The 26,643-nt window shown below is 67.2% G+C and carries 22 protein-coding genes and 1 pseudogene; 6 read left to right on the top strand and 17 right to left on the bottom strand.

Annotated elements, in window-relative coordinates; genetic code table 11:
* Positions 1–15 precede the first annotated feature (15 nt).
* The 16 genes from AC1D2E_RS14620 to AC1D2E_RS14545 all read right to left on the bottom strand — a co-directional run bounded on the left by AC1D2E_RS14620 (position 16) and on the right by AC1D2E_RS14545 (position 16,444).
* Complete coding sequence (locus AC1D2E_RS14620; protein WP_478198058.1) at positions 16–708, bottom strand: phosphoribosylanthranilate isomerase; 693 nt, start codon at positions 706–708, stop codon at positions 16–18.
* Positions 705–1,517, bottom strand: a complete 813-nt coding sequence (gene truA / locus AC1D2E_RS14615; protein ID WP_478175673.1) for a tRNA pseudouridine(38-40) synthase TruA — start codon at positions 1,515–1,517, stop codon at positions 705–707. Before truA ends, AC1D2E_RS14620 begins: the two co-directional genes overlap by 4 nt.
* Before the next feature lie 26 nt (positions 1,518–1,543).
* The gene (locus tag AC1D2E_RS14610) at positions 1,544–4,198 is read right to left on the bottom strand and encodes a FimV/HubP family polar landmark protein (protein WP_478198057.1); all 2,655 of its coding nucleotides are present in this window, start codon (positions 4,196–4,198) and stop codon (positions 1,544–1,546) included.
* A 262-nt stretch (positions 4,199–4,460) separates the two neighbouring features.
* Complete coding sequence (gene asd / locus AC1D2E_RS14605; RefSeq protein ID WP_478198056.1) at positions 4,461–5,603, bottom strand: aspartate-semialdehyde dehydrogenase; 1,143 nt, start codon at positions 5,601–5,603, stop codon at positions 4,461–4,463.
* 87 nt (positions 5,604–5,690) lie between these two features.
* Positions 5,691–6,779, bottom strand: coding sequence for a 3-isopropylmalate dehydrogenase (gene leuB / locus AC1D2E_RS14600; RefSeq protein WP_478198055.1), 1,089 nt, complete (start codon positions 6,777–6,779; stop codon positions 5,691–5,693).
* Between the two features lie 216 nt (positions 6,780–6,995).
* Positions 6,996–7,649 (bottom strand): 3-isopropylmalate dehydratase small subunit, encoded by a 654-nt coding sequence (gene leuD, locus AC1D2E_RS14595; RefSeq protein ID WP_478175669.1) that lies wholly within the window; start codon positions 7,647–7,649, stop codon positions 6,996–6,998.
* Between the two features lie 9 nt (positions 7,650–7,658).
* Entirely contained in the window at positions 7,659–9,080 is a 1,422-nt protein-coding gene (gene leuC / locus AC1D2E_RS14590; RefSeq protein ID WP_478198054.1) for a 3-isopropylmalate dehydratase large subunit, read from the bottom strand.
* Between the two features lie 30 nt (positions 9,081–9,110).
* Positions 9,111–10,058, bottom strand: coding sequence for a LysR substrate-binding domain-containing protein (locus AC1D2E_RS14585; RefSeq protein WP_477665424.1), 948 nt, complete (start codon positions 10,056–10,058; stop codon positions 9,111–9,113).
* 120 nt (positions 10,059–10,178) lie between these two features.
* Positions 10,179–10,319, bottom strand: coding sequence for an entericidin A/B family lipoprotein (locus AC1D2E_RS14580; RefSeq protein ID WP_477665423.1), 141 nt, complete (start codon positions 10,317–10,319; stop codon positions 10,179–10,181).
* A 121-nt stretch (positions 10,320–10,440) separates the two neighbouring features.
* Positions 10,441–11,751, bottom strand: coding sequence for a citrate synthase (gene gltA, locus AC1D2E_RS14575; RefSeq protein ID WP_478198053.1), 1,311 nt, complete (start codon positions 11,749–11,751; stop codon positions 10,441–10,443).
* Positions 11,752–11,775: 24 nt separating this feature from the next.
* Positions 11,776–12,078 carry an FAD assembly factor SdhE gene (locus AC1D2E_RS14570; protein WP_478198052.1) on the bottom strand — a complete coding sequence of 101 codons (303 nt, stop codon included), beginning with the start codon at positions 12,076–12,078 and terminating at the stop codon, positions 11,776–11,778.
* A gap of 16 nt (positions 12,079–12,094) precedes the next feature.
* A complete protein-coding gene (locus tag AC1D2E_RS14565; protein WP_478175664.1) occupies positions 12,095–12,796 on the bottom strand; it encodes a succinate dehydrogenase iron-sulfur subunit in 702 nt (233 codons plus the stop codon).
* 73 nt (positions 12,797–12,869) lie between these two features.
* A complete protein-coding gene (gene sdhA, locus AC1D2E_RS14560) occupies positions 12,870–14,678 on the bottom strand; it encodes a succinate dehydrogenase flavoprotein subunit (RefSeq protein ID WP_478175663.1) in 1,809 nt (602 codons plus the stop codon).
* 4 nt (positions 14,679–14,682) lie between these two features.
* Entirely contained in the window at positions 14,683–15,048 is a 366-nt protein-coding gene (gene sdhD / locus AC1D2E_RS14555) for a succinate dehydrogenase, hydrophobic membrane anchor protein (RefSeq protein ID WP_478175662.1), read from the bottom strand.
* Between the two features lie 43 nt (positions 15,049–15,091).
* Positions 15,092–15,538: a succinate dehydrogenase, cytochrome b556 subunit gene (gene sdhC / locus AC1D2E_RS14550; protein ID WP_478198051.1), complete on the bottom strand. Its 447-nt coding sequence runs from the start codon at positions 15,536–15,538 to the stop codon at positions 15,092–15,094.
* A gap of 144 nt (positions 15,539–15,682) precedes the next feature.
* A complete protein-coding gene (locus AC1D2E_RS14545; protein WP_478198050.1) occupies positions 15,683–16,444 on the bottom strand; it encodes a GntR family transcriptional regulator in 762 nt (253 codons plus the stop codon).
* 191 nt (positions 16,445–16,635) lie between these two features.
* Here AC1D2E_RS14545 and AC1D2E_RS14540 point away from each other — a divergent pair, with 191 nt between their 5' ends.
* The 5 genes from AC1D2E_RS14540 (at position 16,636) to AC1D2E_RS14520 (ending at position 22,674) form a co-directional block, all read left to right on the top strand.
* Positions 16,636–17,622 carry a malate dehydrogenase gene (locus tag AC1D2E_RS14540; protein WP_478198049.1) on the top strand — a complete coding sequence of 329 codons (987 nt, stop codon included), beginning with the start codon at positions 16,636–16,638 and terminating at the stop codon, positions 17,620–17,622.
* A gap of 13 nt (positions 17,623–17,635) precedes the next feature.
* Positions 17,636–18,412 (top strand): trans-aconitate 2-methyltransferase, encoded by a 777-nt coding sequence (gene tam, locus AC1D2E_RS14535; protein ID WP_478198048.1) that lies wholly within the window; start codon positions 17,636–17,638, stop codon positions 18,410–18,412.
* Positions 18,409–19,416, top strand: a complete 1,008-nt coding sequence (locus tag AC1D2E_RS14530; RefSeq protein ID WP_478198047.1) for an HpcH/HpaI aldolase/citrate lyase family protein — start codon at positions 18,409–18,411, stop codon at positions 19,414–19,416. The genes tam and AC1D2E_RS14530 overlap by 4 nt, the downstream gene beginning before the upstream one ends.
* 26 nt (positions 19,417–19,442) lie before the next feature.
* On the top strand, positions 19,443–20,018 hold the full coding sequence (locus AC1D2E_RS14525) for a hypothetical protein (RefSeq protein ID WP_478198046.1): 576 nt from the start codon (positions 19,443–19,445) through the stop codon (positions 20,016–20,018).
* A gap of 70 nt (positions 20,019–20,088) precedes the next feature.
* Positions 20,089–22,674 (top strand): bifunctional aconitate hydratase 2/2-methylisocitrate dehydratase, encoded by a 2,586-nt coding sequence (locus tag AC1D2E_RS14520; protein WP_478198045.1) that lies wholly within the window; start codon positions 20,089–20,091, stop codon positions 22,672–22,674.
* 73 nt (positions 22,675–22,747) lie between these two features.
* On the opposite strand, the gene AC1D2E_RS14515 is transcribed toward AC1D2E_RS14520, so the two are convergent.
* Complete coding sequence (locus AC1D2E_RS14515; protein WP_478198044.1) at positions 22,748–23,569, bottom strand: helix-turn-helix domain-containing protein; 822 nt, start codon at positions 23,567–23,569, stop codon at positions 22,748–22,750.
* A 166-nt stretch (positions 23,570–23,735) separates the two neighbouring features.
* On the opposite strand from AC1D2E_RS14515, the pseudogene AC1D2E_RS14510 reads away from it, so the two are divergent.
* A pseudogene (locus AC1D2E_RS14510) lies at positions 23,736–26,612 on the top strand (aconitate hydratase); the annotation flags it as partial.
* Between the last annotated feature and the right edge of the window lie 31 nt (positions 26,613–26,643).

The following is a 26,643-nucleotide window of genomic DNA, read 5'->3' as shown; positions in this document are numbered from 1 at the left end:
GAGGCGGCGCGCCAGCTAGGAAAGGGCATCGGCCGTCCGGACGGCGGCCACGAATTCGCGGATCTTCGCGGCGTCCTTGAGGCCCTTGGCGGCCTCGACGCCCGAACTCACGTCAACGGACAACGACTTGCAGCGCGTCCGCAGCCGACGAATGCCATCGCCCACGTTTGCAGGTGCGAGCCCACCACTCAAGACGAGGTGAGCGTCGACGGCGGGTGGAAGAAGTGACCAATCGAATGCCTTGCCGCCACCGCCATAGGCTTCGACATGGGCGTCGAGCAGGATGGCCTGGGCGCGGGAGTAATCGGACGCGTATTTTACGAGGTCGAAGGAAGCCCCGGCGGCGCCGAGCGGAATCCGGGCCGCCCGCATGTAACGGTGGGCGCCGCGGCCACTGGCTTCCCAGCACTGTTCGGGCGTCTCGTCGCCGTGGAACTGGGCCATGGCGCCGGCCACGCGCGCCAGCGCATCGAGGGTCGCTGGCGCCAACGTGTTGACGAACAGCAGCACCGGCGTCACGAAGGGCGGCAGCCGCCCGGCCAGTGCGGCGGCGCGCTCGGCCGTCACTGCACGCGGGCTGGCGGGATAGAGCACGAAGCCGACCGCGTCCGCGCCGGCCTCGACCGCGGCGTCGACGTCGGCCTCACGCGTCAGGCCGCAGATCTTGACGCGGGTGCGGGGGAGCGGGAAGGCGGCGGGAGTGGTCATGGCGGGCCATCATACGCAGCGCGGTCGGCCTGCAGCGTCGCCTCGGGCGGCAGGCCCCAGCCGGCGTCGTACAGCGGTCCCAGGAAGTAGAGTCCGGCGGCAGAGAAGGTGGGGGCCGCGACCACCCGGCTGCGCGCGGCCAGCACCTCGGCCATCCATTCGGGCGCCGCATCGCCGTGGCCGATGCGCACCAGGCAGCCCATGATGTTGCGGATCATGTGGTGCAGGAAGGCGTCGGCCTCGAACTCGAAATGCCAGCGGCAGCGCTCGCCCTCGCCGTGGCGCGTGATCTCGATGCGGCGCAGGTCCTTGACCGGCGAGCGGGCTTGGCAGGCCGAGGCGCGGAATGAGCTGAAATCGTGCTGTCCCACCAGCACGGTGGCGGCGGCGCGCATCGCATCGCCGTCGAGCGCACGCATCGACCAGCCGACCCGGCCGGCGTCGAGGCTCGGGCGGACCGGCGATTGCGACAGCACGTACAGGTAGCGGCGGGTCAACGCACTGGCCCGGCAGTGGAATGGGTCGGGCACCGGCTGCGCCCATTGCACGGCGATGTCGGGCGGCAGGAAGCGGTTGGTGCCGCGGACCCAGGAGATGGGCCGGCGCTCGATCGAGGTATCGAAGTGCACCACCTGCATCAGGCCGTGGACGCCGGTGTCGGTGCGGCCGGCGCACAGGGTCGAGATCGGCTGGGCGGCGAACTGGCTCAGCGCCGCCTCGAGCTTGTCTTGCACCGTGCGGCCCGAGAGCTGACTTTGCCAGCCCTGGTAGGCCTGTCCGTTGTAGCGGATGCCGAGGGCCAGCCTCACAGCAGAATCGGCGGCCGCATGGCCGCTCAGCGCAACTGGCCGAGCAGTTGCTTGGCTTCGGCCTTGATGTCGCCGGCGCTTTCGGCGGCCACTTCCTCGACCAGCGAGCGGGCACCCTCGACGTCGCCGAGCGCCTTCAGTTCGCGTGCCAGCGAGAGCTTGATCGCGTGCGGGTTTTCGCCGCTGTCGTCGATCGCCTCGAGGCGGCCGCGCTCGGTGTCGGGCGGGGTGCGGTTCGACAGGCCGGCCAGCGAGCTCATGTCGAATTCGATGAAGCCTGAATCGGAGGGCAGGCCGGCGCGCAGGGGGGCGGGCTGGGTGCGCTCCTCGTCGGGCTGCGACTCTTCACGCGCGAGCGGCTCGAGGGCGCCAGGGGCGGTATCGAAGTCGTTCTCGAGGTCGAGGCGGCTGGGAATCGGGCGGGTCGGCGTGTGGCCGTTGAGCGGCGCGGTGACGGTGCTCGGCAACTCGGGGGCGATCGCCTGGAACGGCTTCGGCGCCGCCGCCGGGGTCAGGGGCAAGCTGGCCGTGACCGGGGCCGGGGCGGTCGTTGCCGGCGGTGGGTTCAGGTCGAGATCGAAGTCCAGAGGCGCCACCGACGGCACGAAGGCCGGCGGCGGAGCTTCCTTCACGGGTGCGGGCGCCGGTGCGAGCGGCACTGGGGCGCTGGCGGCGGCGAGGGTGCCGGCGAAGGCGGCGGCTTCGGCGGCGGACACACCGTTGCGGCTGCCGCTCTCGTAGAGCGGATTGCCCGGATCGAGGTCCTTGCCGAGCTCGACCACGCGGTTCCATTCGCTGCCTGTGCCTCCGGTCAGCTTGTGGACGTCGGCCGCGAGCGCTTCGTAGGCGCGCAGGTCGCGGCGCTTGGCATGGATCTCGAGCAGCTTGAGATGGATCGCGGTGCGTTCGGGATTGACCCGCAGGGCCTCGCGCAGGATTTCCTCGGCCTGGAGGTCGCGGCCGTAGGCCAGGTAGACATCGGCCTCGGCCACCGGGTCGACGTCGCCGGCATCCAGCTGGCTCGGCGAATACGACAGCGACGACACGACGGAGTTGCCGCGGTTCTTGGTGTCCACCGACTCGCCGCCGCTGGCGCCGAAGAAGGAGTCCTTGGGAATCCGGCTTTCGATGAACACGCTGTCTCCGGCATCGCGGCGCTTGCGGCCGAGCACGCGGTAGAGCAGGACACCGATCAGCAGGGCGATCAGCGCGGCGGCGCCGGTCATCAGCGGGTTGTCGAGCAGCTCGGAGAAGAAACTCGGCTGCGCGGGCGGCGGCGGGGGCGGTGCCTTGGCGGCCGGCTTGGCGGCCGCCGCCGGCGCGGTCACCGCGGGTGCGGCGGCCGGGGCGGAGGCGGCAGCAGCCACTGCCGGGGCTGCGGAAGAAGCCGCGGGGGCGGCAGGGGCGGCTACAGGCGCAGGCGCAGGTGCAGGTGCAGGCGCAGGTGTCGAAGCGGCAGGTGTGGCCGCCGGTGCCGGAGTCGCCGGTGTTGCGGCTGCCGGCGCTGCGGCGGGCGCTGTTGCAGGTGCTGCTGCCGGCGCTGCTGCGGAGGCAGGGCGGGGGGTGGCGGCCGGTGCGGCGGAAGCAGGCGCCGGGCCCGGACTGGCCGCGGCCGGCACGGCGCCGCTGGCGGCCTGGATCTTGTTCAGTTCCGAGATGTTCTTCGACAGCTCGGCAACGCGCGCGTTGCTGGCCTGCGCCTGGCGCGCCTGGGCGATCTGCTCCTCGGTCGGGCGTCCCGGGGCGATGCCCTGAGAGATCTTGAGCTTGTCGCTCGCGGCATTGGCCGCATTGCGGTCCTCGACATTGGCCTGCAGCTTGCCCGAGGTCTGGCGGTCGGCATCGGCGACCCGCGAGGTCGGCGCGTTGTCGGCCAGACGACGGCGGTATTCGCCGAAGTCCTGGCTCTGCGCGGTGACCGTCCGGCGGGCTTCGGACGCCGGGATGGCTTCGGCCTGGGGTGCGCCGGGCACCTCGAGCACGGCCCCGGCCTTGATCCGGTTGACGTTGCCGCCGATGAAGGCGTTCGGATTGGCGCGCAGCAGGGCCACGAGCATCTGGTCGAGCGAGACCTCGGCCGGCTTGTAGGCGGCGGCGATCTTGCCGGCGGTATCGCCCGGCTGGACCTTGACCTGCTCGCTGCTGCTGCCGGTGCGAACCGTGCCACTGTCCGCCGGGGCCGCGGGCGCGGCAGGTGCCGTGGCGACCGGGCGTTCGCGCCGGCTTGGAGCTGCCTGCACGACAGCCGGCGCGACACGCTGCGGGGCGATCTGGGGTGCTGTCGGAGCGACCTGGGCCGCAGCCTGACGGCTGGCCGGCGGGTCGAGCAGGACCGTGTAGTCGCGGACGATACGGCCCGAGCTCCAGTTCGCCTCGAGCAGCAGGTCGACGAAGGGTTCGCTCAACAGCCGATTGCTGCTGAGGCGCACCACGTAGCGGCCATCCGGGCGTTTCTGGACGCCGACCCGGACGTCCGACAGGGCGGCGTTGTAAGGAACGCCGGCGGCGCGGAAAGCCTCGGTGGAGGCGATGTTGACCTTGAGGTTGTCGGCCTCGGCGGCCGTGATCTCGGTGATCTCRATTTCGGCCCGCAGCGGTTCGCCCAGCGCCGACTGCACGTTCAGCCGTCCCAGTGCGAGCGCGCTGGCGTCGGCGGCGAAACCGCCCAGAGCCAAGGCCACCGCCGCGCTGACCAGCGTGAGTTGACTCCGGCCAGGGATCGTCGAACTCGGGGGGGGGGCCAAAAGGCGGGCCGCAGGCAACGATTGTCGTGTCATGCTGTTAGGGGCAGCTCGGCCCAAAAGTGTAAGGGGACGTTAACATCAACACTCGACACTGACAAGGCGACAAGGCTTGCCTCCCCAGTGCGTGCAAACTTCGTCATGCATTTGCCGTTGCACCGCCGCAACGGCGCGCCCTCCGAAGAGGGCGCGAAGCAATGGCTCAAGCTTCCAGAAGGATGCGCAGCATGCGGCGCAGAGGTTCGGCCGCGCCCCACAGCAGCTGGTCGCCGATGGTGAAGGCGCCGACGTATTCCGGTCCCATCGCCAGCTTGCGGACACGGCCGACCGGGATCGTCATGGTGCCGGTGACCGCGACCGGCGTCAGGTCCTTGACCGTCGCTTCGCGGGTGTTCGGCACCACCTTGACCCATTCGTTGTCGGCGGCGATCAGCGCTTCGATGTCGGCCACCGGGACGTCCTTCTTGAGCTTGAAGGTCAGCGCCTGGCTGTGGCAGCGCATCGCGCCGATGCGAACGCAGAAGCCGTCGACCGGCGTCGCCGCGGTGCCGAATTGCGCGCCCTGGCCGAGGATCTTGTTGGTCTCGGCGCCGCCCTTCCATTCTTCCTTGCTCATGCCGTCGCCCAGGTCCTTGTCGATCCAGGGGATCAGGCTGCCGCCCAGCGGTGCGCCGAAGTTCGCCGTTTCAGCCGCGCTCAGCGACTGCTGCCTGGCCAGCACCTTGCGGTCGATCTCGAGGATGGCCGACTTCGGATCGTCGAGCAGGGAGCGCACCTCGGCGTTGATCGTGCCGAACTGGGTCAGCAGTTCGCGCATGTGCTGGGCGCCGCCGCCCGAGGCCGCCTGGTAGGTCATGCTGGTCATCCACTCGACCAGGCCGGCCTTGTAGAGCGCGCCGACGCCCATCAGCATGCAGCTGACGGTGCAGTTGCCGCCGATCCAGTTCTTGCCGCCCTTGGCGAGCGCGTTCTGGATCACCGGCAGGTTGACTGGATCGAGCACGATGATCGCGTCGTCGTTCATGCGCAGCGTCGAGGCCGCGTCGATCCAGTGGCCCTTCCAGCCGGCGGCACGCAGCTTAGGGAACACCTCGGTCGTGTAGTCGCCGCCCTGGGCCGTGACGACGATGTCGCACTTCTTCAGGGCCTCGATGTCGTGGGCGTCCTTCAGCGTGGTTTCGTTCTTGGCCATCGCCGGGGCCTTGCCGCCGGCATTGGAAGTCGAGAAGAAGACCGGCTCGATCAGTCCGAAGTCGCCTTCGGCCTGCATCCGGTCCATCAGGACCGAGCCGACCATGCCGCGCCAGCCCACGAGGCCGACCAGAGGTTGATTTGCGTTCGCCATTTCAAATTGCCCTTGTGAAAAAAGAAACTGTCTTCTCTTCGCGCCCGGCTCGTCAGAGCCGGGGAGGGCGTGACGAAGCGGGCTGGTTTAGCCGGTAATCGTCTTTTTGGTGATGGCAGCCACCACGGCGTCGCCCATTTCGCGCGTCCCGACCTTGGTGGTGCCCGCGGACCAGATGTCTGCCGTGCGCAGCCCCTGCGCCAGCACGGATTGAACCGCCGACTCGATCCGGTCGGCAGCCTCGGGCTGGTTGAGGGAGAAGCGAAGCATCATGGCAGCAGACAGGATTGTAGCCAAAGGATTGGCAACCCCCTTGCCCGCAATGTCGGGCGCGCTGCCGTGGCTGGGCTCGTAGAGGCCCTGGTTGCTGGCATTCAGCGAGGCCGAGGGCAGCATGCCGATCGATCCGGTCAGCATCGCCGCCTCGTCCGACAGGATGTCGCCGAACATGTTGCCGGTGACCACGACGTCGAATTTCTTCGGTGCCTTGACCAACTGCATGGCTGCGTTGTCGACGTACATGTGGTCGAGTTCGACGTCCGGATATTCCTTGCCGACCTCGGTCACGATGTCCTTCCAGAACTGGAAGGTCTCGAGCACGTTGGCCTTGTCGACGCTGGTCACGCGCTTGCTGCGCTTGCGGGCCGCCTGGAAGGCGACGTGGGCGATGCGCTCGACCTCGGGGCGCGAGTAGCGCATGGTGTCGAAGGCTTCCTCGGCGCCTGGGAAGTGACCGTCGACCGCGGTGCGGCGGCCACGCGGCTGGCCGAAGTAGATGTCGCCGGTCAGCTCGCGAATGATGAGGATGTCCAGGCCTGCGATCAGCTCGGGCTTGAGGCTGGAGGCACCGACCAGCTGCTCGTAGCAGATGGCCGGGCGGAAGTTGGCGAACAGGCCGAGGTTCTTGCGCAGGCCCAGGATGGCCTGTTCGGGGCGCAGCGAGCGTTCGAGCTTGTCGTACTTCCAGTCGCCGACGGCGCCGAACAGCACGGCATCGGCTTCCTTGGCCAGCTTCAGCGTCGATTCCGGCAGCGGGTGGCCATGGGCTTCGTAGGCCGCGCCGCCGACCAGGGCCGACTCCATCTCGAACTTGAGATCGAGCGTTTCGAGCACGCGGATGGCTTCGGCGACGATTTCGGTGCCGATGCCGTCACCGGGGAGGACTGCGATTTTCATGAGGGGTTTGTACGGAGGTTACGGTTAAACGGGAGGGTTTCAGGCCGGCGCCGGGCCGCCCCAAGGCGGCCTGCGRCCCCCTCGGGGGGCAGCGAGKACACGCAGTGMCGAGCGTGGGGGCCACCAGGCCGGCGCCGGGCCGCCCCAAGGCGGCCTGCGRCCCCCTCGGGGGGGCAGCGAGGACACGCAGTGCCGAGCGTGGGGGCCACATGTCTTTCAGGCGTCGAGCATCGTGTGCGCCAGCCAGGGCTTCTGGGCCAGGCGCGCGGCCTCGAAGGCCTTGATCTTGTCCTTGTGACGCAGCGTCAGGCCGATGTCGTCGAGGCCGTTGACCAGGCAGTACTTGCGGAAGGCCTGGACGTCGAAGGCGAATTCGCCGCCGTCCGGCTTGATGACCACCTGGCGCTCGAGGTCGATCGTCAGGCTGTAGCCCGGGAAGGCGAAGGTCTGGTCGAACAATTGAGCGACCTGCGCCTCGGGCAGCACGATCGGCAGCAGGCCGTTCTTGAAGCTGTTGTTGAAGAAGATGTCCGCATAGCTCGGCGCGATGATCGCGCGAAAGCCGTATTGGTCGAGCGCCCAGGGCGCATGCTCGCGCGACGAGCCGCAACCGAAGTTCTGGCGCGCCAGCAGGATCGATGCGCCGGCATAGCGCGGCTGGTTCAGCACGAAATCGGGGTTCGGCTTGCGCGACGCCGGATCCTGGCCCGGTTCGCCCGGATCGAGATAGCGCCAGGCGTCGAACAGGTTCTGGCCGAAGCCGGTCTTCTTGATCGACTTGAGGAACTGCTTCGGGATGATCGCGTCGGTGTCGACGTTCTCGCGATCCAGCGGCGCCACGAGGCCCTTGTGTACGGTGAATTTCTGCATGGTGATTTCTCAGGCGAATTGGCGGACGTCGACGAAGTGGCCGTGCACGGCCGCGGCAGCGGCCATCGCAGGGCTCACGAGGTGGGTGCGGCCACCGGCGCCCTGGCGGCCTTCGAAGTTGCGGTTGCTGGTCGAGGCGCAGCGCTCGCCGGGCTCGAGGCGGTCGGCGTTCATCGCGAGGCACATCGAGCAGCCGGGTTCGCGCCATTCGAAGCCCGCGGCCTTGAAGATCTGGTCGAGCCCTTCGCGCTCGGCCTGTTCCTTCACCACGCCGGAGCCCGGCACGACCATCGCGAGCTTGACATTCTTCGCCACCTTCCGGCCGAGCTTCTTGACCACCGCCGCGGCCTCGCGCATGTCCTCGATGCGGCTGTTGGTGCAGGAACCGATGAACACCTTGTCGATGAAGATGTCGTTCATGGGCTTGTTGGGTTCCAGTCCCATGTAGACCAGGGCGCGTTCGATCGCGCCGCGCTTGCCGGCGTCCTTTTCCTTGTCGGGGTCGGGCACGCGGCCATCGATCGGCACCACCATCTCGGGCGAGGTGCCCCAGGTGACCTGCGGCTTGATCTGCGTGGCGTCGAGTTCGACCACGAGGTCGAAGTGCGCGCCGGGGTCGGACTGCAACGTCTTCCAATAGGCGACCGCCTGGTCCCATTCGACGCCGGTCGGCGCCAGCGGACGGCCCTTGACGTAGGCGATGGTCTTCTCGTCGACCGCCACCAGCCCGGCGCGCGCACCGGCCTCGATCGCCATGTTGCAGACCGTCATGCGGCCTTCCATGCTGAGGTCGCGGATCGCCGAGCCGGCGAATTCGATGGTGTAGCCGGTGCCGCCCGCGGTGCCGATCCTGCCGATGATCGCGAGCACGATGTCCTTGGCGGTGCAGCCGAGCGGCAACTTGCCCTCGACCTTCACGAGCATGTTCTTCGCCTTCTTGCCGAGCAGGGTCTGGGTCGCCATCACGTGCTCGACTTCGCTGGTGCCGATGCCGTGCGCCAGCGCGCCGAAGGCGCCGTGCGTGGAGGTGTGCGAATCGCCGCAGACCACAGTCATGCCGGGCAAGGTGGCGCCCGACTCGGGCCCGATCACGTGCACGATGCCCTGGCGCTTGCTCAGGAACGGAAAGAAGGCGGCGGCGCCGAATTCCTTGATGTTGCTGTCCAGGGTCGTGACCTGTTCCTTGCTGGTCGGGTCGGCGATGCCGTCGTAGCCGCGCTCCCAGCCGGTGGTCGGCGTGTTGTGGTCGGCCGTGGCCACCACCGAGCTGATGCGCCACAGCTTGCGGCCGGCTTCGCGCAGCCCTTCGAAGGCCTGCGGGCTGGTCACTTCGTGCACCAGGTGGCGATCGATGTAGAGGATCGCGGTGCCGTCTTCCTCGGTGTGGACGACGTGTTCGTCCCAGAGTTTGTCGTAGAGCGTGCGTGCCATGGAAGTCTCTTTCGTGGGGAGGTGATTGTCTTATGCGGCGAGCTGCGCGGGTGTCGCGTCAGCGGGTGTGTGCAGGTGCTTGACCAGCGTGCGGGCAGCGACCGGCAGGGTCGAGAAGTCGCGCGCGATGAGCCGGATCTGCCGTGCGGCCCAGGGGTCGTTGAGCGCCACGCTGGTCAGGCCGCGGCCGATGCCGCCCTGCATCAGCTCGAAGGCGCGCAGCGGCATCACGCCGACGCCGAGGCCGTTCTCGATCATCCGGCACATCGCGTCGAGGCCGGTCACGTGGATGCGCAGGCGGATGCTGCGATTGGCGGCCAGCGCGGCCTGGTGCATGGCGACGTAGATCGAGCTGTTGGTGTGCAGCCCGACGTGGTCGAAGTCGAGCGAGTCGATGAAGTCGATGGTGCGGACGGACGCCAGGGCGTGGCCCGCTGGCACGATCAGCGCCAGCGCGTCGTCGCGGTAGGGCAGGCTTTGCAGTTCCGTGCTGCCTTCGGCCAGGTGGCAGACGCCAAGGTCGGCCGCGCCCTCGTGGACGGCCCGAACGACCTCGCTGCTCAGGTGTTCCTCGAGGTCGATCTTGATCGCGTCGTGGGCGCGCGTGAAGGCGCCGAGGTCCTCGGGCAGGAACTGCACGATGGCGGAGATGTTGGCGTGCACCCGCACATGGCCGCGCACGCCGTCGGCGTACTCGCTGAGTTCGCCCTGCATCTTCTCGAGGCTGTAGAGCACCGAGCGCGCATGGTGCAGCAGGCTCTCGCCGGCCGGCGTCAGGTCGACGCCGCGCGCATGGCGGTAGAGCAGGGGGGTGCCGAGGGTGGCCTCGAGGTCGGACAGCCGCTTGCTGATGGCCGATGCCGCGATGAACTCTCGCTCCGCCGCGCGGCCGATGCTGCCAAGTTCGCAGACGGCCACGAACAACTGCAGCGACGTCAGGTCGATGCGGCGGGCGAAGCTGCGTTCAGAGGAGGTCATCGGGGCTTTGGCATCTCGTTCAGAGATGGAGGCCTGAATTTTCCCTCAGTTTCATGCAAGAAGCCATCGTGATCGGAGATGGCTTTGATGCCGCGGCGCGATGAGCGCCGCGACCCGGAATTACTGCTTCTTCTGCGCGGCGTCTTCCAACTTCTGGCCGCCCTTCTGGATGTCTTGGCCGGCGCCCTTCATGGTGTTGCAAGCGGCCAGCGGCACGGCGAAGGCAAAGGCAACGGTGATCAGCGCTGCAAGCTTCTTCATGGTGGAACTCCTTCGTTGGGATGAGGAGCCCACGCTATTCGGTCCGCCCGGGCCGCTGTGTCAGCCAAGACGCAAGAAAGCTGCCCGAAGGCAGCTTTCCTGGGTGAGGGCCGTTCGGCAATCAGCGCTGGGAGATCGGCTTGACGTCGCGCTTGGCCGAGCCTTCGAAGAGTTGGCGCGGGCGGCCGATCTTGTAGTCGGGGTCGCCGATCATCTCGTTGAGCTGGGCGATCCAGCCCACCGTGCGCGCGAGCGCGAAGATGGCGGTGAACAGCGGCACCGGGATGCCGATCGCGCGCTGCACGATGCCCGAGTAGAAGTCGACGTTCGGGTAGAGCTTGCGCGAGACGAAGTACTCGTCTTCCAGGGCGATCTTCTCGAGCGCCATTGCGAGCTTGAACAGCGGGTCGTTTTCCAGGCCCAGTTCGCCCAGCACTTCCTTGCAGGTTTCCTGCATCAGCTTGGCGCGCGGGTCGTAGTTCTTGTAGACCCGATGCCCGAAGCCCATCAGCTTGACGTTGGAATTCTTGTCCTTGACCTGCTTGATGAACTCGCCGATCTTCTCGACGCCGCCAGCCTTCTGGATGTCGTAGAGCATGTTGAGCGCCGCCTCGTTGGCGCCGCCGTGGGCCGGGCCCCAGAGGCAGGCCACGCCGGCTGCGATCGCCGCGAAGGGGTTGGTGCCCGACGAGCCGCACAGGCGCACGGTCGAGGTCGATGCGTTCTGCTCGTGGTCGGCGTGCAGGATGAAGATGCGGTCGAGCGCGCGCTCGAGCACCGGGCTCACCTTGTACTCTTCGCACGGCGTCGCGAACATCATGTGCAGGAAGTTGCCCGCATAGCTGAGGTCGTTCTTCGGGTACATGTAGGGCTGGCCCACGGTGTACTTGTAGGCCATGGCGACCAGCGTCGGCATCTTGGCGATCAGGCGGATCGCGGCGATCTCGCGGTGCTTCGGATTGTTGATGTCCGTGCTGTCGTGATAGAAGGCCGACAGCGCGCCCACCAGGCCGGTCATGATCGCCATCGGGTGGGCATCGCGGCGGAAGCCGCGCAGGAAGAATTGCATCTGCTCGTTGACCATCGTGTGGTTGGTCACGAGCTTGGTGAAGTTGGTCTTCTTGGCCTGGTCGGGCAGCTCGCCGTACAGCAGCAGGTGGCAGGTCTCGAGGAAGTCGCAGTTGGTCGCGAGCTGCTCGATCGGGTAGCCGCGGTACAGCAGCTCGCCCTTGTCGCCGTCGATGTACGTGATGGCCGATTCGCACGAGGCCGTCGACATGAAGCCCGGGTCGTAGGTGAACATGCCCGTCTGGGCGTAGAGCTTGCGAATGTCGATCACATCAGGGCCGAGGGTGCCCTTGTAGATCGGTAGCTCGACGTTCTGTCCGCCGTTGCTGAACGACAGCGTGGCCTTGTTCTCGGATGCTTTCATTTCGAGTGTCTTTCAAAGAATGGATCAGGAAGATAGGGATTGCGCACCATCGCTGCGCATCAGCTGCAGCAGTTCGGCCACCTCGGCCCCGGCCCATCCGGGCTCAGGCTCCTTTCGCGCGAGCAGGAGGTCGAGCAGGTCGTTGTCCGACAGGTCCATCAATGTCTCCAGTGCCTGTGCCTGCCCGCGGGTCAGGCTTGCCTCGTGCCGTTCGAAGAAGCGGGCAATGAACAGGTCATTCTCGAGCAAGCCGCGCCGGCAGCGCCATTTGAGCTTGCTCAGCGCGCGCACGCTGATCGGCTCGGAAAGGTCGTCGGTGGCTGGCATCGTGGGGCTCCAGCAACTAGATGGCGCGACGCACCATCAGTTCCTTGATCTTGCCGATCGCCCGGGTCGGATTCAGGTTCTTCGGGCAGACGTCGACGCAATTCATGATCGAGTGGCAGCGGAACAGGCGGTACGGGTCCTCGAGGTTGTCGAGGCGCTCGCCGGTCGCTTCGTCGCGGCTGTCGGCGATGAAGCGGTAGGCCTGCAGCAGGCCGGCCGGGCCGACGAACTTGTCGGGGTTCCACCAGAAGCTCGGGCAGCTGGTCGAGCAGCTCGCGCACAGGATGCACTCGTACAGGCCGTTGAGCTCGTCGCGCTCCTCGGGCGACTGCAGGCGCTCCTTCTCGGGCGGCACGGTGTCGTTCTGCAGATACGGCTTGATCGAGTTGTACTGCTTGAAGAACTGCGTCATGTCGACGATCAGGTCGCGGATCACCGGCAGGCCGGGCAGCGGCTTGAGCACGATCGTGCCCTTCAGCGTCAGCATGTTGGTCAGGCAGGCCAGGCCGTTCTTGCCGTTGATGTTCATTGCATCCGAGCCGCAGACGCCTTCGCGGCAGGAGCGGCGGAACGACAGCGACGGATCCTGCGCCTTGAGCTTCATCAGGGCGTCGAGCAGCATCCGCTCGTGGCCGTCGAGTTCGATCTCGACGGTCTGCATGTAGGGCTTGGCGTCCTTGTCCGGGTCGTAGCGGTAGATCTGGAATGTGCGCTTCATCGTGGGATACCTTTAGTCAGTTGGGGACAGAGCTTGTGGCGCGGTGCGCCACTGCGGTCTGTCCCGCAAGTTCTCAGAATGTCCGAACCTTGGGCGGCACCGAGGCCACCGTCAGCGGCTGCAGCTTGACCGGCTTGTAGGAGAGGCGGTTGTCCTGGCTGTACCAGAGCGTGTGCTTCATCCAGTTGGCGTCGTCGCGGCCGAGCGGGGCGACCGGATCGTCGGCCGGGCGCTCGTAGTCCTCGACCGTGTGGGCGCCGCGGCATTCCTTGCGGGCGGCGGCCGAGACCATCGTGGCCTGCGCCACTTCGATCAGGTTGTCGACTTCCAGCGCTTCGATGCGCGCGGTGTTGAAGATCCGCGACTTGTCCTTGAGCGTGACCGCGGCGACGCGCTTGCGCACATCGGCGATCTTCTGCACGCCTTCGTCCATTGACGCCTGCTTGCGGAACACGGCCGCGTGCTGCTGCATCACCGAGCGGATCTCGTTGGCGACGTCCTGGGCGTACTCGCCCGAGGTCGAGGCCTCGAGCTGGTTCAGGCGCTCCAGCGTGCGGTCGGCGGCATCGGCCGGCAGCGGCTTGTGTTCCTTCAGCTTGTCGTTGAACTCGACGATGTGGTTGCCGGCCGCACGGCCGAACACCAGCAGGTCGAGCAGCGAGTTGGTGCCCAGCCGGTTGGCGCCATGAACGCTGACGCAGGAGCATTCGCCGACCGCGTACAGGCCGTTCACCACGGCGCTGTTCTCTTCGCCCTTCTGGATCACGACCTGGCCGTTGATGTTGGTCGGAATGCCGCCCATCTGGTAGTGGATGGTCGGCACCACCGGGATCGGCTCCTTGGTGATGTCGACGTTGGCGAAGTTGACGCCGATCTCGTACACCGAGGGCAAGCGCTTGTGGATGGTCTCGGCACCGAGGTGGTCGAGCTTCAGCAGCACGTAGTCCTTGTTGGGGCCGCAGCCGCGCCCTTCCTTGATTTCCTGGTCCATCGAGCGCGAGACGAAGTCGCGCGGCGCCAGGTCCTTCAGGGTCGGCGCGTAGCGTTCCATGAAGCGCTCGCCGTTGCTGTTGAGCAGGATCGCGCCTTCGCCGCGGCAGCCTTCGGTCAGCAGCACGCCGGCGCCGGCCACGCCGGTCGGGTGGAACTGCCAGAACTCCATGTCCTGCAGCGGAATGCCCGAGCGGGCCGCCATGCCGAGGCCGTCGCCGGTGTTGATGAATGCGTTGGTCGAGGCCGCGAAGATGCGGCCCGCGCCGCCCGTGGCCAGCAGCACGGTCTTGGCCTGCAGGATGTGCAGGTCGCCGGTTTCCATCTCGAGCGCGGTCACGCCGACCACATCGCCTTCGGCGTCGCGGATCAGGTCGAGCGCCATCCATTCGACGAAGAACTGGGTGCGGGCCTCGACGTTCTTCTGGTAGAGCGTGTGCAGCATCGCGTGGCCGGTGCGGTCGGCCGCGGCGCAGGCGCGCTGCACCGGCTTCTCGCCGTAGTTGGCGGTGTGGCCGCCGAACGGGCGCTGGTAGATCGTGCCGTCCGGATTGCGGTCGAAGGGCATGCCGAAATGCTCGAGCTCGTACACCACCTTCGGTGCCTCGCGGCACATGAACTCGATCGCGTCCTGGTCGCCGAGCCAGTCGGAGCCCTTGATCGTGTCGTAGAAGTGGTAGTGCCAGTTGTCCTCGCTCATGTTGCCGAGCGAGGCGCCGACGCCGCCCTGGGCCGCGACGGTGTGCGAACGGGTCGGGAACACCTTGGACAGCACGGCCACGTTGAGGCCGGCGCGCGCCAGTTGCAGCGAGGCACGCATGCCGGAGCCGCCGGCACCGACGATGACAACGTCGAACTTTCGCGTGGTGATTTGTTCTTTTGTGTAAGACATGGGGTTACAGCCTCCAGAGCACTTGAATGGCCCAACCCGCGCAACCCACAAGCCAGACGATGGTGAAAACTTGGCACAGCAGGCGGATGCCGACCGGCTGGACATAGTCCATCCAGACGTCACGCATGCCGACCCAGACGTGATAGAGCAGCGAGGCGATCACCACGAAGGTGAGCACCTTCATCCACTGGGCGGCGAAGATGCCGGCCCACAGGTCGTAGCCGATCGGGCCGCGCGTGAAGATCAGCTGCGCCAGCAGGATGACGGTGAACAGCGCCATCAGGGCGCCGGTGATGCGCTGGCTGAGCCAGTCGCGCAATCCGTAGTGCGCACCGACGACGATGCGCTTGGAGCCGTAGTTCACGGACATGGTCAATTTCCTATTCAGTTGCGGCCGCGATGCCGGAGCGGATTCAATAGAGGCCGAACAGCTTGGCGCCAAGAACGACGGTCAGCAGGATGCTCAGGGCCAGCGTGGCGAGGGCGGTGCTGTTGCCGGACTTCTTGTCCACCGCGTGATGGTTCACGTCCATGTAGATGTGGCGCAGGCCGGCGATGAAGTGGTGCAGGTAGGCCCAGATCAGCGCCAATGCCACGAGCTTGAGGAACCAGCCCGGAACGAAGCCAAGGCCGCTGTTGAAGGCGGCCTTGAAGCGGGCGAAGGAAATTTCGGAGGAGACCGAGGTGTCGAACATCCAGACGATGAAGGGCAGCAGCAGGAACATCAGCGCGCCGCTGATGCGGTGCAGGATCGACACGATGCCCGCCGGCGGCAACCGGTAGGTGGTCAGGTCGGACAGCGGGTTGATATTGCGGAACTCTCGCCGCGGTTGTCGGGGTGGGGTGGCCAGCTCTGTCATGGGGGCTTTCGGGTTTTACGAGGGGCTACTTGTTCTTCGGCGAAAAGCAAACAACTCAAAATTCTATTGCAATGCACCATCGCGCGGCTTTCGCTGTCCGCTCATCGCACTGCGAAGATCGGTTGCTGCGCGGGCCGGGCGCTCTCAGCCGAGGTCGTTTCGATAGTGGTGGGTGTCGGTGCGATAGAGCCCGCGGCGCAGCTCCATCGGCGTGTCGTGGTAGGTGTAGGCGACGCGCTCCACGCTCAGGAGCGGGGTCGAGGTGTCGACTGCCAGCAGCGCCGCCTGGGCCGGATCGGGCAGCACGGCGCGGATCTTTTCCTCGGCGCGCACCATGCGGACGCCGAATTCGGTCTCGAACAGCGCGTACATCGGGCCGCGCCAGGCGGTGAGCCGCTCCGCGGTCAGGCCCTTGAACTGCGTGCCGGACAGCCAGAGCTCCTCGAGGATGGTCGGCGTGCCGCGATAGGCCAGCACGCGCCGCACCTGCAGCACGGTGTCGCCGGTGCGCAAGGCCAATGCGCGGGCGACATCGGCCGAGGCGCGCTGGCGCTTGCAGTCGACGATCTCGCGCTCGGCCGGACCTTCGCTGTCGGCGTCGCCGCTGTCGGGCACCAGCTTGAGGAATCGGTATTGCACATGCTGCTCGGCATGGGTCGCGACGAAGGTGCCTTTGCCCTGGCGGCGCACCACGAGGTTTTCGGCCGACAGTTCGTCGATCGCCTTGCGCACCGTGCCCTGGCTGACCCGGAAGCGGGCGGCCAGATCGATCTCGCTCGGGATCGGCTCGCCGGGCTTCCATTCGCCGGCGTGCAGGCTCTGCAGAATCAGCGACTTGATCTGCTGGTAGAGCGGACTGAACGACGGCGTGGAGGGCTCGGCGACAGGGGTGGGGGAGGTGGCCATGGGGTTTCGGGAGTGCACCGCGAAGGTGCTTCGGGCCGATATCTTATATAAGACATAAGACAGGCGCCACCGAAACCGCAAATCGGCATAAAATCAAAGACGGCCAAAAGGCCGGGCCACGTGTCCCGGCCCGACCTCGTGGCCGCACTCCGCGGCCGTGCACCGTTGTAATCATTTCCTGGAGTTTTCCCATGAGCAAAAAGCCTGTTCGCGTTGCCGTCACCGGTGCCGCTGGCCAAATCGGTTACGCCCTGCTGTTCCGCATCGCCTCCGGCGAAATGCTGGGCAAGGACCAGCCGGTCATCCTGCAACTGCTCGAGATCCCCGACGAGAAGGCCCAGAAGGCGCTCAAGGGCGTGATGATGGAGCTCGACGACTGCGCCTTCCCGCTGCTGGCCGGCATGGAAGCCCACGGCGACCCGATGACCGCCTTCAAGGATGCCGACTACGCGCTGCTGGTCGGTTCGCGTCCGCGCGGCCCGGGCATGGAACGCGCCGAGCTGCTGGCCGTCAACGGCGCCATCTTCACCGCGCAAGGCAAGGCCCTGAACGCCGTCGCCAGCCGCAACGTCAAGGTGCTGGTGGTCGGCAACCCGGCCAACACCAACGCCTACATCGCAATGAAGAGCGCCCCCGACCTGCCGCGCAAGAACTTCACCGCCATGCTGCGCCTGGACCACAACCGCGCCGCCAGCCAGCTCGCCGCCAAGACCGGCAAGCCGGTGGCCGACATCGAGAAGCTGACCGTCTGGGGCAACCACTCGCCCACGATGTAYGCCGACTACCGCTTCGCCACCATCAACGGCGAAAGCGTCGCCAAGATGATCAACGACCAGGAATGGAACGCCAACACSTTCCTGCCGACCGTCGGCAAGCGCGGCGCCGCCATCATCGAGGCCCGTGGCCTGTCGTCGGCCGCCTCGGCTGCCAACGCCGCGATCGACCACATGCGCGACTGGGCCCTGGGCACCAACGGCAAGTGGGTCACGATGGGCATTCCGTCGGACGGCCAGTACGGCATTCCGAAGGACACCATGTTCGGCTTCCCCGTCACCTGCGAGAACGGCGAGTACAAGCTGGTCGAGGGCCTCGCGATCGACGCCTTCAGCCAGGAGCGCATCGACAAGACGCTCAAGGAACTGCAGGACGAGCAGGCCGGCGTCGCCCACCTGCTGTAAAGCCGCAGCCGGCATGCTCGACTGGAACCCCGCGCTCTACAGCCGCTACGAGGACGAGCGCACCCGTCCCGCCCGGGATCTGCTGGCACGGGTGCCGCTGACCCAGGCGGCGCGCGTGTTCGACCTCGGTTGCGGGCCGGGCAATTCCACCGAGTTGCTGGTGCAGCGCTTTCCCGGTGCCGCGGTCGTCGGCACCGACAACTCCGAGCCGATGCTCGCCAGTGCGCGGCAACGCGTGCCGCAGGCCCGCTTCGAGCTCAGCGACATCGCGACCTGGGCGCCCGAGGCGGCGCCCGACCTCATCTATGCCAATGCCGCCCTGCAATGGGTGCCCGACCACGAAGCCCTGATCCCCAGGCTCTTCGCGGCGCTGGCGCCCGGGGGCGTGCTGGCGATCCAGATGCCCGACAACCGCCAGGAGCCCACGCACCGGCTGATGCGCGAGGTGGCGGCCGAGGCACCCTGGGCGCAGGCCATCGGGAACCCCGACCGGCTGCGCACCGAACTGCTCGGAATCGACGGCTACTACGACCTGCTGGCCGGCGAGGCCGCGGCGGTCGATGTCTGGCGCACCGCCTACCAGCATCCGATGGCCTCCGCGGCGGCCATCGTCGAATGGGTCAGCGGCACCGGGCTGAAGCCCTTCGTCGACCCCTTGCCCGGCGAACTGAAGACCGGCTACCTGGCCGAATACGAACGCCGCATCGCCCGTGCCTATGCGGCGCGCAGCGACGGAAAGCTGCTGCTGGCTTTCCCGCGCCTGTTCATCGTGGCGCAGAAGAAGGCATGACCGAAAGTATCTCCACCCACCATCCGCGTGAGGTGCTGCTCGGCGCCCAGGCCGGCGCCGTGGCGCTGCCGGTCTGCGACCACTACAGCGGTGTCGAGGCGCGCATGCGCAAGAGCCTGGCGCTGCAGGCCGAGATGGCCCAGGAGTTCGGCGCCTGCGTGTTCGACGTCACGCTCGACTGCGAGGACGGCGCGCCGGTCGGCGGCGAGGCCGAGCATGCGGCGCTGGTGACCGAACTCGCGCTGTCGGCGGCCCCGGGCATGCGCGTGGGCGCACGGGTCCATCCGGTCGACCATTCGGCGTTCCCGGCCGACGTGATGACCGTCGCCGGACGCGCCGGCCATCGCCTGAGCCACCTGATGGTGCCCAAGGTGGAGTCGGTCGACGACGTCCGTGAAGCGGTGCTGGCGCTCGACGCCGTCGGCGCCGAGGCGCTGCCGCTGCACGTGCTGATCGAATCCCCGCTGGCCGTGCACCACGCCTTCGAGATCGCGGCCCATCCGCGGGTGCAGTCGCTGAGCTTCGGCCTGATGGATTTCGTCTCCTCGCACGGCGGCGCGATTCCGGCCGAGGGCATGGCTGCCGCCGGGCAGTTCACGCACCCGCTGGTGGTTCGTGCCAAGCTCGAGATCGCCTCCGCGGCGCACGCCCATGGCAAGGTGCCTTCGCATTGCGTCGTGACCGAGTTCAACGATGTCGAAGCGATGCGTGCCGCCGCCCGCAGGGCCGCGACGGAATTCGGATATACGCGGATGTGGAGCATCCACCCGAACCAGATCCGCCCGATCCTCGAGGCCTTCGCGCCCGACGAGCGGCAGATTCAAATCGCTACAAAAATCATGGCCGCCGCCGCCCTTGCCGCATGGGCGCCGGTCAGTATCGATGGCACATTGCATGATCGTGCCAGTTACCGCCATTTCTGGCAGGTGCTCGAACGGGCGCATGCCACCGGCCGCAACTTGCCTACCGAGGCGCGGGCGTGGTTTGCTCCCGCCATCTCCTGAAACCTACCCCCGAAAGAACCTGACTCATGAAGACGATTGCCCTGATCGCCGCCACCGCCCTTGCTCTGCCGCTCGCGGCGATGGCCCAGACCAATGCCGCAAGCACCACGGCGAAGCAGCCGGCAGCCAACACGACCGGCAAGAAGGTCGTGCAGAAGGTGGTGCCCAAACGCATCATCAAGAGGGTCGAAGAGGCCAAACCCATCAGCGAAGAAACCGACGTCACGCTGTCGGAGCAGGATCTGAAGGTCGCCGAGACCATCCTGACCGGCACCATCAAGTGCGAGCTCGGCGCCAGCGTGAACATCGAGGCCGATCCCAAGAAGCCCGGCTTCTTCACGTTGACGCACGCCGGCGTCAAGTACCGCCTGCATCCGGTCACCAGCCGCACCGGCGCCGTCCGGCTCGAGGACCCCGTCCGGGAAGCCATGTGGCTGCAGCTGGGCAACAAGTCGATGCTCATGAGCCAGAAGCAGGGCCTGCGCCTGGCCGACGAATGCCAGGCGGCCAAGCAGGCCGAAGTGGCCGAGGACATGAAGAAAAACCCGCCCAAGAGCCTGTTCGAGAGCGGCGATTCGTCGTCGGCCGCCAAGACGCAGTAATCCAGCCAAGGCGCGGCTCTTGCTTCCGAGCGGGAGCCGCCCGACCTTTTGTGTTTCCGGAGAAAAGAAGATGTTGCAAGCCTACGTTGAACATGTTGCCGAACGCGCCGCGCTCGGCATCCCGCCGCTGCCGCTGACCGCCAAGCAGACCGCCGAACTGATCGAGCTCATGAAGACGCCGGCCGTGGCCCAGGCCGACTTCCTGCTGAACCTGCTGTCGCATCGTGTGCCGGCGGGCGTCGACGACGCCGCCAAGGTCAAGGCCAGCTACCTCGCCGCCGTGGCGCACGGCACTGAAAAAAGCGCGCTGCTGACGCGCGCCCGCGCCACGGAACTGCTCGGCACCATGCTCGGCGGCTACAACATCGGACCGCTGGTCGACCTCCTGGACGACGCCGAGGTCGGCGCCGTCGCGGCCGAGGGCCTCAAGAAGACCCTGCTGATGTTCGACCAGTTCCACGACGTCAAGGAAAAGGCCGACAAGGGCAATGCCAACGCCAAGGCCGTGCTGCAGAGCTGGGCCGATGCCGAATGGTTCACCGGCCGCCCCGAGGTGCCGCAAAGCATCACCGTCAGCATCTTCAAGGTGGCGGGCGAAATCAACACCGACGACCTGTCGCCCGCACCCGACGCGACCACGCGCCCCGACATTCCGATGCACGCACTGGCGATGCACAAGAACGCGCGCCCCGGCATCGTGCCGGAAGAAGACGGCAAGCGCGGCCCGGTGAAGTTCATCGAGGACCTGCGCGCCCGCGGCCACCTGGTGGCCTATGCCGGCGACGTCGTCGGCACGGGCTCGTCGCGCAAGAGCGCGACCAATTCGGTGCTCTGGTTCACCGGCGAGGACATCCCCTACGTGCCGAACAAGCGCTTCGGCGGCGTCTGCCTCGGCGGCAAGATCGCCCCGATCTTCTACAACACGATGGAAGACTCCGGCGCGCTGCCGATCGAACTCGACGTCAGCCAGATGAACATGGGCGACGTGGTCGAGCTGCGTCCCTACGAAGGCAAGGCGCTCAAGGACGGCAAGGTAATCGCCGAATTCAAGGTCAAGAGCGACGTGCTGTTCGACGAAGTGCGTGCCGGCGGCCGCATTCCGCTGATCATCGGCCGCGGCCTCACGGCCAAGGCGCGCGAAGCCCTGGGCCTGCCGGCCTCGACGCTGTTCCGCCTGCCGGTCAGCCCGGTCGACACCAAGAAGGGCTTCTCGCTGGCCCAGAAGATGGTCGGCCGCGCCTGCGGCCTGCCCGAAGGCCAGGGCGTTCGCCCCGGCACCTACTGCGAGCCGAAGATGACCTCGGTCGGCAGCCAGGACACCACCGGCCCGATGACCCGCGACGAGCTGAAAGACCTGGCCTGCCTGGGCTTCAGCGCCGACCTCGTGATGCAGTCCTTCTGCCACACGGCGGCCTACCCGAAGAAGGTCGACGTCAAGATGCACCACGAGCTGCCGGACTTCATGGCCACGCGCGGCGGCGTCTCGCTGCGTCCGGGCGACGGCGTGATCCACAGCTGGCTCAACCGCCTGCTGACGCCCGACACGGTCGGCACCGGCGGCGACAGCCACACCCGCTTCCCGATCGGCATCAGCTTCCCGGCCGGCTCCGGCCTGGTGGCCTTCGCGGCCGCCACCGGCGTGATGCCGCTCGACATGCCCGAATCGGTGCTGGTGCGCTTCAAGGGCAAGATGCAGCCCGGCGTGACCCTGCGCGACCTGGTCAACGCGATTCCGCTCTACGCCATCAAGCAGGGCCTGCTGACGGTCGAGAAGAAGGGCAAGAAGAACGTCTTCTCGGGTCGCATCCTCGAGATCGAGGGCCTGCCGGACCTCAAGGTCGAACAGGCTTTCGAGCTCAGCGACGCCTCGGCCGAACGCTCGGCCGCCGGCTGCACGGTGCACCTCAACAAGGAACCGATCATCGAGTACATCAACAGCAACATCACGCTGATGCGCTGGATGATTTCCGAGGGCTATGCCGACGCCCGCACGCTGGCGCGCCGCATCGCCGCCCAGGAAGCCTGGCTCAAGGACCCGCAGCTGCTCAAGGGCGACGCCGACGCCGACTACGCCGCGGTCATCGAGATCGACCTGGCCGACATCCACGAGCCGATCGTGGCCTGCCCGAACGATCCCGACGACGTGAAGACGCTGTCGGACGTGGCCGGTGCGGCCATCGACGAGGTGTTCATCGGTTCCTGCATGACCAACATCGGCCACTTCCGCGCGGCTTCCAAGCTGCTCGAGGGCAAGCGCGACATCCCGGTCAAGCTGTGGATCGCGCCGCCGACCAAGATGGACGCGCAGCAGCTCACCGAAGAGGGCCACTACGGTGTGTTCGGCAATGCCGGTGCGCGCACCGAGATGCCGGGCTGCTCGCTGTGCATGGGCAACCAGGCGCAGGTCCGCGAAGGCGCGACCGTGATGTCGACCAGCACGCGCAACTTCCCGAATCGCCTGGGCAAGAACACCAACGTGTACCTCGGCAGCGCCGAGCTGGCCGCGATCTGCTCGCGCCTGGGCCGGATCCCGACGAAGGAGGAGTACATGACCAACGTCGGCGTGATCGACGCCTCCAGCGAACAGATCTACCAGTACCTCAACTTCGACAAGATCGACGAGTACAGGGAGGTGGCCGACAAGGTCGCCGCCTGATTTCCGGCGTCCCTCGACCGAAAAGCCCCGCATCGCGGGGCTTTTTCATTGGGGACCGGCGTGGGCGGCCGCTTCAGCGAACGGCCAGGGCGCGCAGTGCGTTCGCCGTCTGCGCATCGGCCGGAAAGAAGGACTCCACCGCGAGCTCCTGCAGAGTGACGTCGACCGGCGTGCCGAAGATCGTCGTCGTGCTGATGAAGCTCAGCACACCCTGGGGCGTCACGAGCTGGAAGGGCACGACCACGTGGGAGGGCTCTGCGCCGGCGGCCGGCGCGTCGTGGCTCACCTGCGGCTGCGGGTAGGCCGCGAGCTCGTCGTGCAGGGCCGACAGCCCGGCGTCGCCGGTGGCGGCGATCTGCTGCTGCAGCCGTTCGAGCAGGTGGGTCCGCCACTGGGCCAGGTTGGCGATCCGGGGCGCCAGGCCCTCCGGATGCAGGCTGAGCCGCAGCACGTTGACCGGCGCCTCGAGCAGGTGCGGGGCGGCACCGGCCATCAGCATCGGCACCATCGCGTTGTGCGCCACCAGGTTCCAGTGGCGGTCGACCGCCAGCGCGGGGAAAGGCTCGTGGCCCTTGAGCACCAGATCGACCGCGCGGCGCGCCGCGGCCATGGCCGGATCGTCCAGCGATCGTTCGCGGTACATCGGCGCGTAGCCGGCCGCCACCAGCAAGGCGTTGCGCTCGCGCAGCGGCACCTCGAGCCGTTCGGCCAGGCGCAGCACCATCTCGCGGCTCGGTTCGGCGCGGCCGGTTTCCACGTAGCTCAGGTGGCGGGTGGAGACCTGCGCCTCGTGGGCCAGGTCGAGCTGGCTCAGGCGCCGATGCTGGCGCCAGTGGCGGAGGTGGGCGCCGAACGGGTCGGCCGCGGTCGGTGGCGAGGCGCGCAGGGTGTTCATGGACGCCATCCTAATGAAGCGGCGCGCGGCGGCCATGACCTCCCAGGTCATCGACCGGCCGCCGGGTCGCCGCCGCCACAGCGGCGCTGGCGCCTGCTCGGAATGCAGCCGAGGTCATCGAACCCTGCTATCTTTGGAGAGCTTCCACGAACACAGGAGATTCTTCATGGCCAAAGCACCGGCGCACGCCTTCGCCTCCACGCTCAAGACCTTCAGGACCGCGGCGGGAAAGAGCGGCAAGTACTGGTCGCTCAAGGAGCTCGCGAAGCAGTATCCCAACGTCGACAAGCTGCCGGTCTCGATCCGCATCGTGCTCGAATCGGTGCTGCGCAATTGCGACGGGCAGAAGGTCACGGCCGAGCACGTCGAGCAGTTGGCCAACTGGGCGCCCAATGCCGAGCGGACCGACGAGGTGCCTTTCGTCGTCACCCGGGTGGTGCTGCAGGACTTCACGGGCGTGCCCTTGTTGGCCGATCTGGCGGCGATGCGCAGCGTGGCGCAGTCGCTCGGCAAGTCGCCCAAGACCATCGAGCCGCTGGTGCCGGTCGACCTGGTGGTCGACCACTCGGTGATGGTCGACTACTACGGCACGCCGAAGGCGCTCGACCTCAACATGAAGCTCGAGTTCCAGCGCAACAACGAGCGCTACCAGTTCATGAAGTGGGGCATGCAGGCCTTCGACACCTTCGGCGTCGTGCCGCCGGGCTTCGGCATCGTCCACCAGGTCAACCTCGAGTATTTCGCCCGCGGCGTCTACAAGAGCCCGAACGACAAGGGCCTGAACGACAAGTCCGGGCCGGTCTACTACCCCGACTCGCTGGTCGGCACCGACAGCCACACGACGATGATCAACGGCATCGGCGTGGTCGGCTGGGGTGTCGGCGGCATCGAGGCCGAGGCTGCGATGCTGGGCCAGCCGGTCTACATGCTGACCCCCGACGTGGTCGGCTTCGAACTCACCGGCCAGCTGCGCGAAGGCGTCACCGCCACCGATCTGGTGCTCTACGTGACCGCCATCCTGCGCGGTGAGAAGGTGGTCGGCAAGTTCGTCGAGTTCTTCGGCCCCGGCGCCGCCTCGATCGCGGTGCCCGACCGCGCCACCATCGGCAACATGGCGCCCGAATACGGCGCCACCATGGGCTTCTTCCCGGTCGACGAGATGACCGTGGCCTACTTCAAGGGCACGGGCCGCACCGACGCCGAGGTCGAGCGCTTCGAGGCCTACTACAAGGCACAGGGGCTGTTCGGCATGCCGGTGCCGGGCGAGCTTTCCTACACCAAGATCGTGAAGCTCGACCTCGGCACCGTGTCGCCCAGCCTGGCCGGCCCGAAGCGCCCGCAGGACCGCATCAACCTGGGCGACCTGGCGACCAAGTTCTCCGAGCTCTACAGCAAGCCCAACGAGGCCAACGGCTTCAACCAGCCGGCCGACACGCTGACGCTGCGCTACCCGTTGACGCACGACGGCCGCAGCGGCGACAAGGAAGCCGCCGCGCCGCCGCCGGGGGCGCCGCGCGAAATGGTCGAGATGGTCGCCAACCGCTCGACCAAGGCCGCGGCCCACGTGGCAGCCAGCGCGCCGCCCGCCCCCAAGGGCCAGGTGACGATCGGCAATGGCGACGTGCTGATCGCCGCCATCACTTCCTGCACCAACACCTCGAACCCGAGCGTGATGCTGGCCGCCGGCCTGCTGGCCAAGAAGGCGGTCGAGGCCGGCCTCACCGTGAAGCCGCACGTCAAGACCTCGCTGGCGCCGGGATCGCGCATCGTGACCGAGTACCTCGAGAAGGCGGGCCTGCTGCCCTACCTCGAGAAGCTGGGCTTCTACCTGGCCGGCTATGGCTGCACCACCTGCATCGGCAATTCCGGCGACCTGACGCCCGAGATCAACGAGGTCATCACCAGGAACAACCTGATCGGCGCCGCGGTGCTGTCGGGCAACCGCAATTTCGAGGCTCGCATCCATCCCAACCTGAAGGCGAACTTCCTGGCTTCCCCGCCGCTGGTGGTGGCCTACGCGATCGCCGGCAACGTGATGGTCGATCTCATGACCCAGCCGGTGGGCAAGGGCAAGAAGGGCCGCGACGTCTACCTCGGCGACATCTGGCCCAGCATGAAGGAGATCGACGAGAACCTGCGCTTCGCGATGAACGCCAAGACCTTCCGCAAGAACTACGAGCAGATCAAGGACAACCCGGGCAAGCTCTGGAGCAGCATCAAGGGCACCAAGGGGCAGGTCTACGACTGGCCCAAGTCGACCTACATCGCCGAGCCGCCGTTCTTCGAGGGCTTCAAGATGAAGCCGCACGCCAGCGACGCCGGCTTTACCGGGGCGCGCATCATGGCGCTGTTCGGCGACTCGATCACCACCGACCACATCTCGCCGGCCGGCTCGATCAAGGAAAGCTCGCCGGCCGGCCTCTGGCTCAAGGCGCACGGCGTCTCGAAGGCCGACTTCAACAGCTACGGCTCGCGCCGCGGCAACCACGACGTGATGGTGCGCGGCACTTTCGCCAATGTGCGCATCAAGAACCTCATGATCCCGGCCGGCCCCGACGGTTCGCGCGAGGAGGGCGGCCTGACGCTGTTCCAGCCCGGCAACGAGAAGATGTTCATCTACGACGCCGCGATGAAGTACATGGCGCAGGGCGTGCCGACGGTGATCTTCGGCGGCGAGGAATACGGTACCGGCTCCTCGCGCGACTGGGCCGCCAAGGGCACGCAGCTGCTGGGTATCAAGGCCGTGGTGGCGCGCAGCTTCGAGCGCATCCACCGCGCCAACCTGGTCGGGATGGGCGTGCTGCCGCTGCAGTTCCGCGGCGCCGATTCGTGGGAGAGCCTGGGCCTGACCGGCGACGAGAAGATCGACGTCGTGATCGGCGGCGAGCTCAAGCCGCAGATGGACGTCAAGATCGTGGTCCATCGCCCCGACGGCACCCACCAGGAAGTCACGGTGCGGCTGCGCATCGACACCCCGATCGAGGTCGACTACTACAAGCACGGGGGCATCCTGCCCTTCGTCTTGCGTCAGTTGCTGGCAGCCYGACCGGCGCCTGACTTCCGGGGCGGTCCTG

Source organism: Variovorax sp. P1_H2, assembly GCF_056405295.1.
The sequence above is the reverse complement of the archived record's forward strand: the minus strand, read 5'-3'. Positions and strand labels throughout refer to the sequence as shown.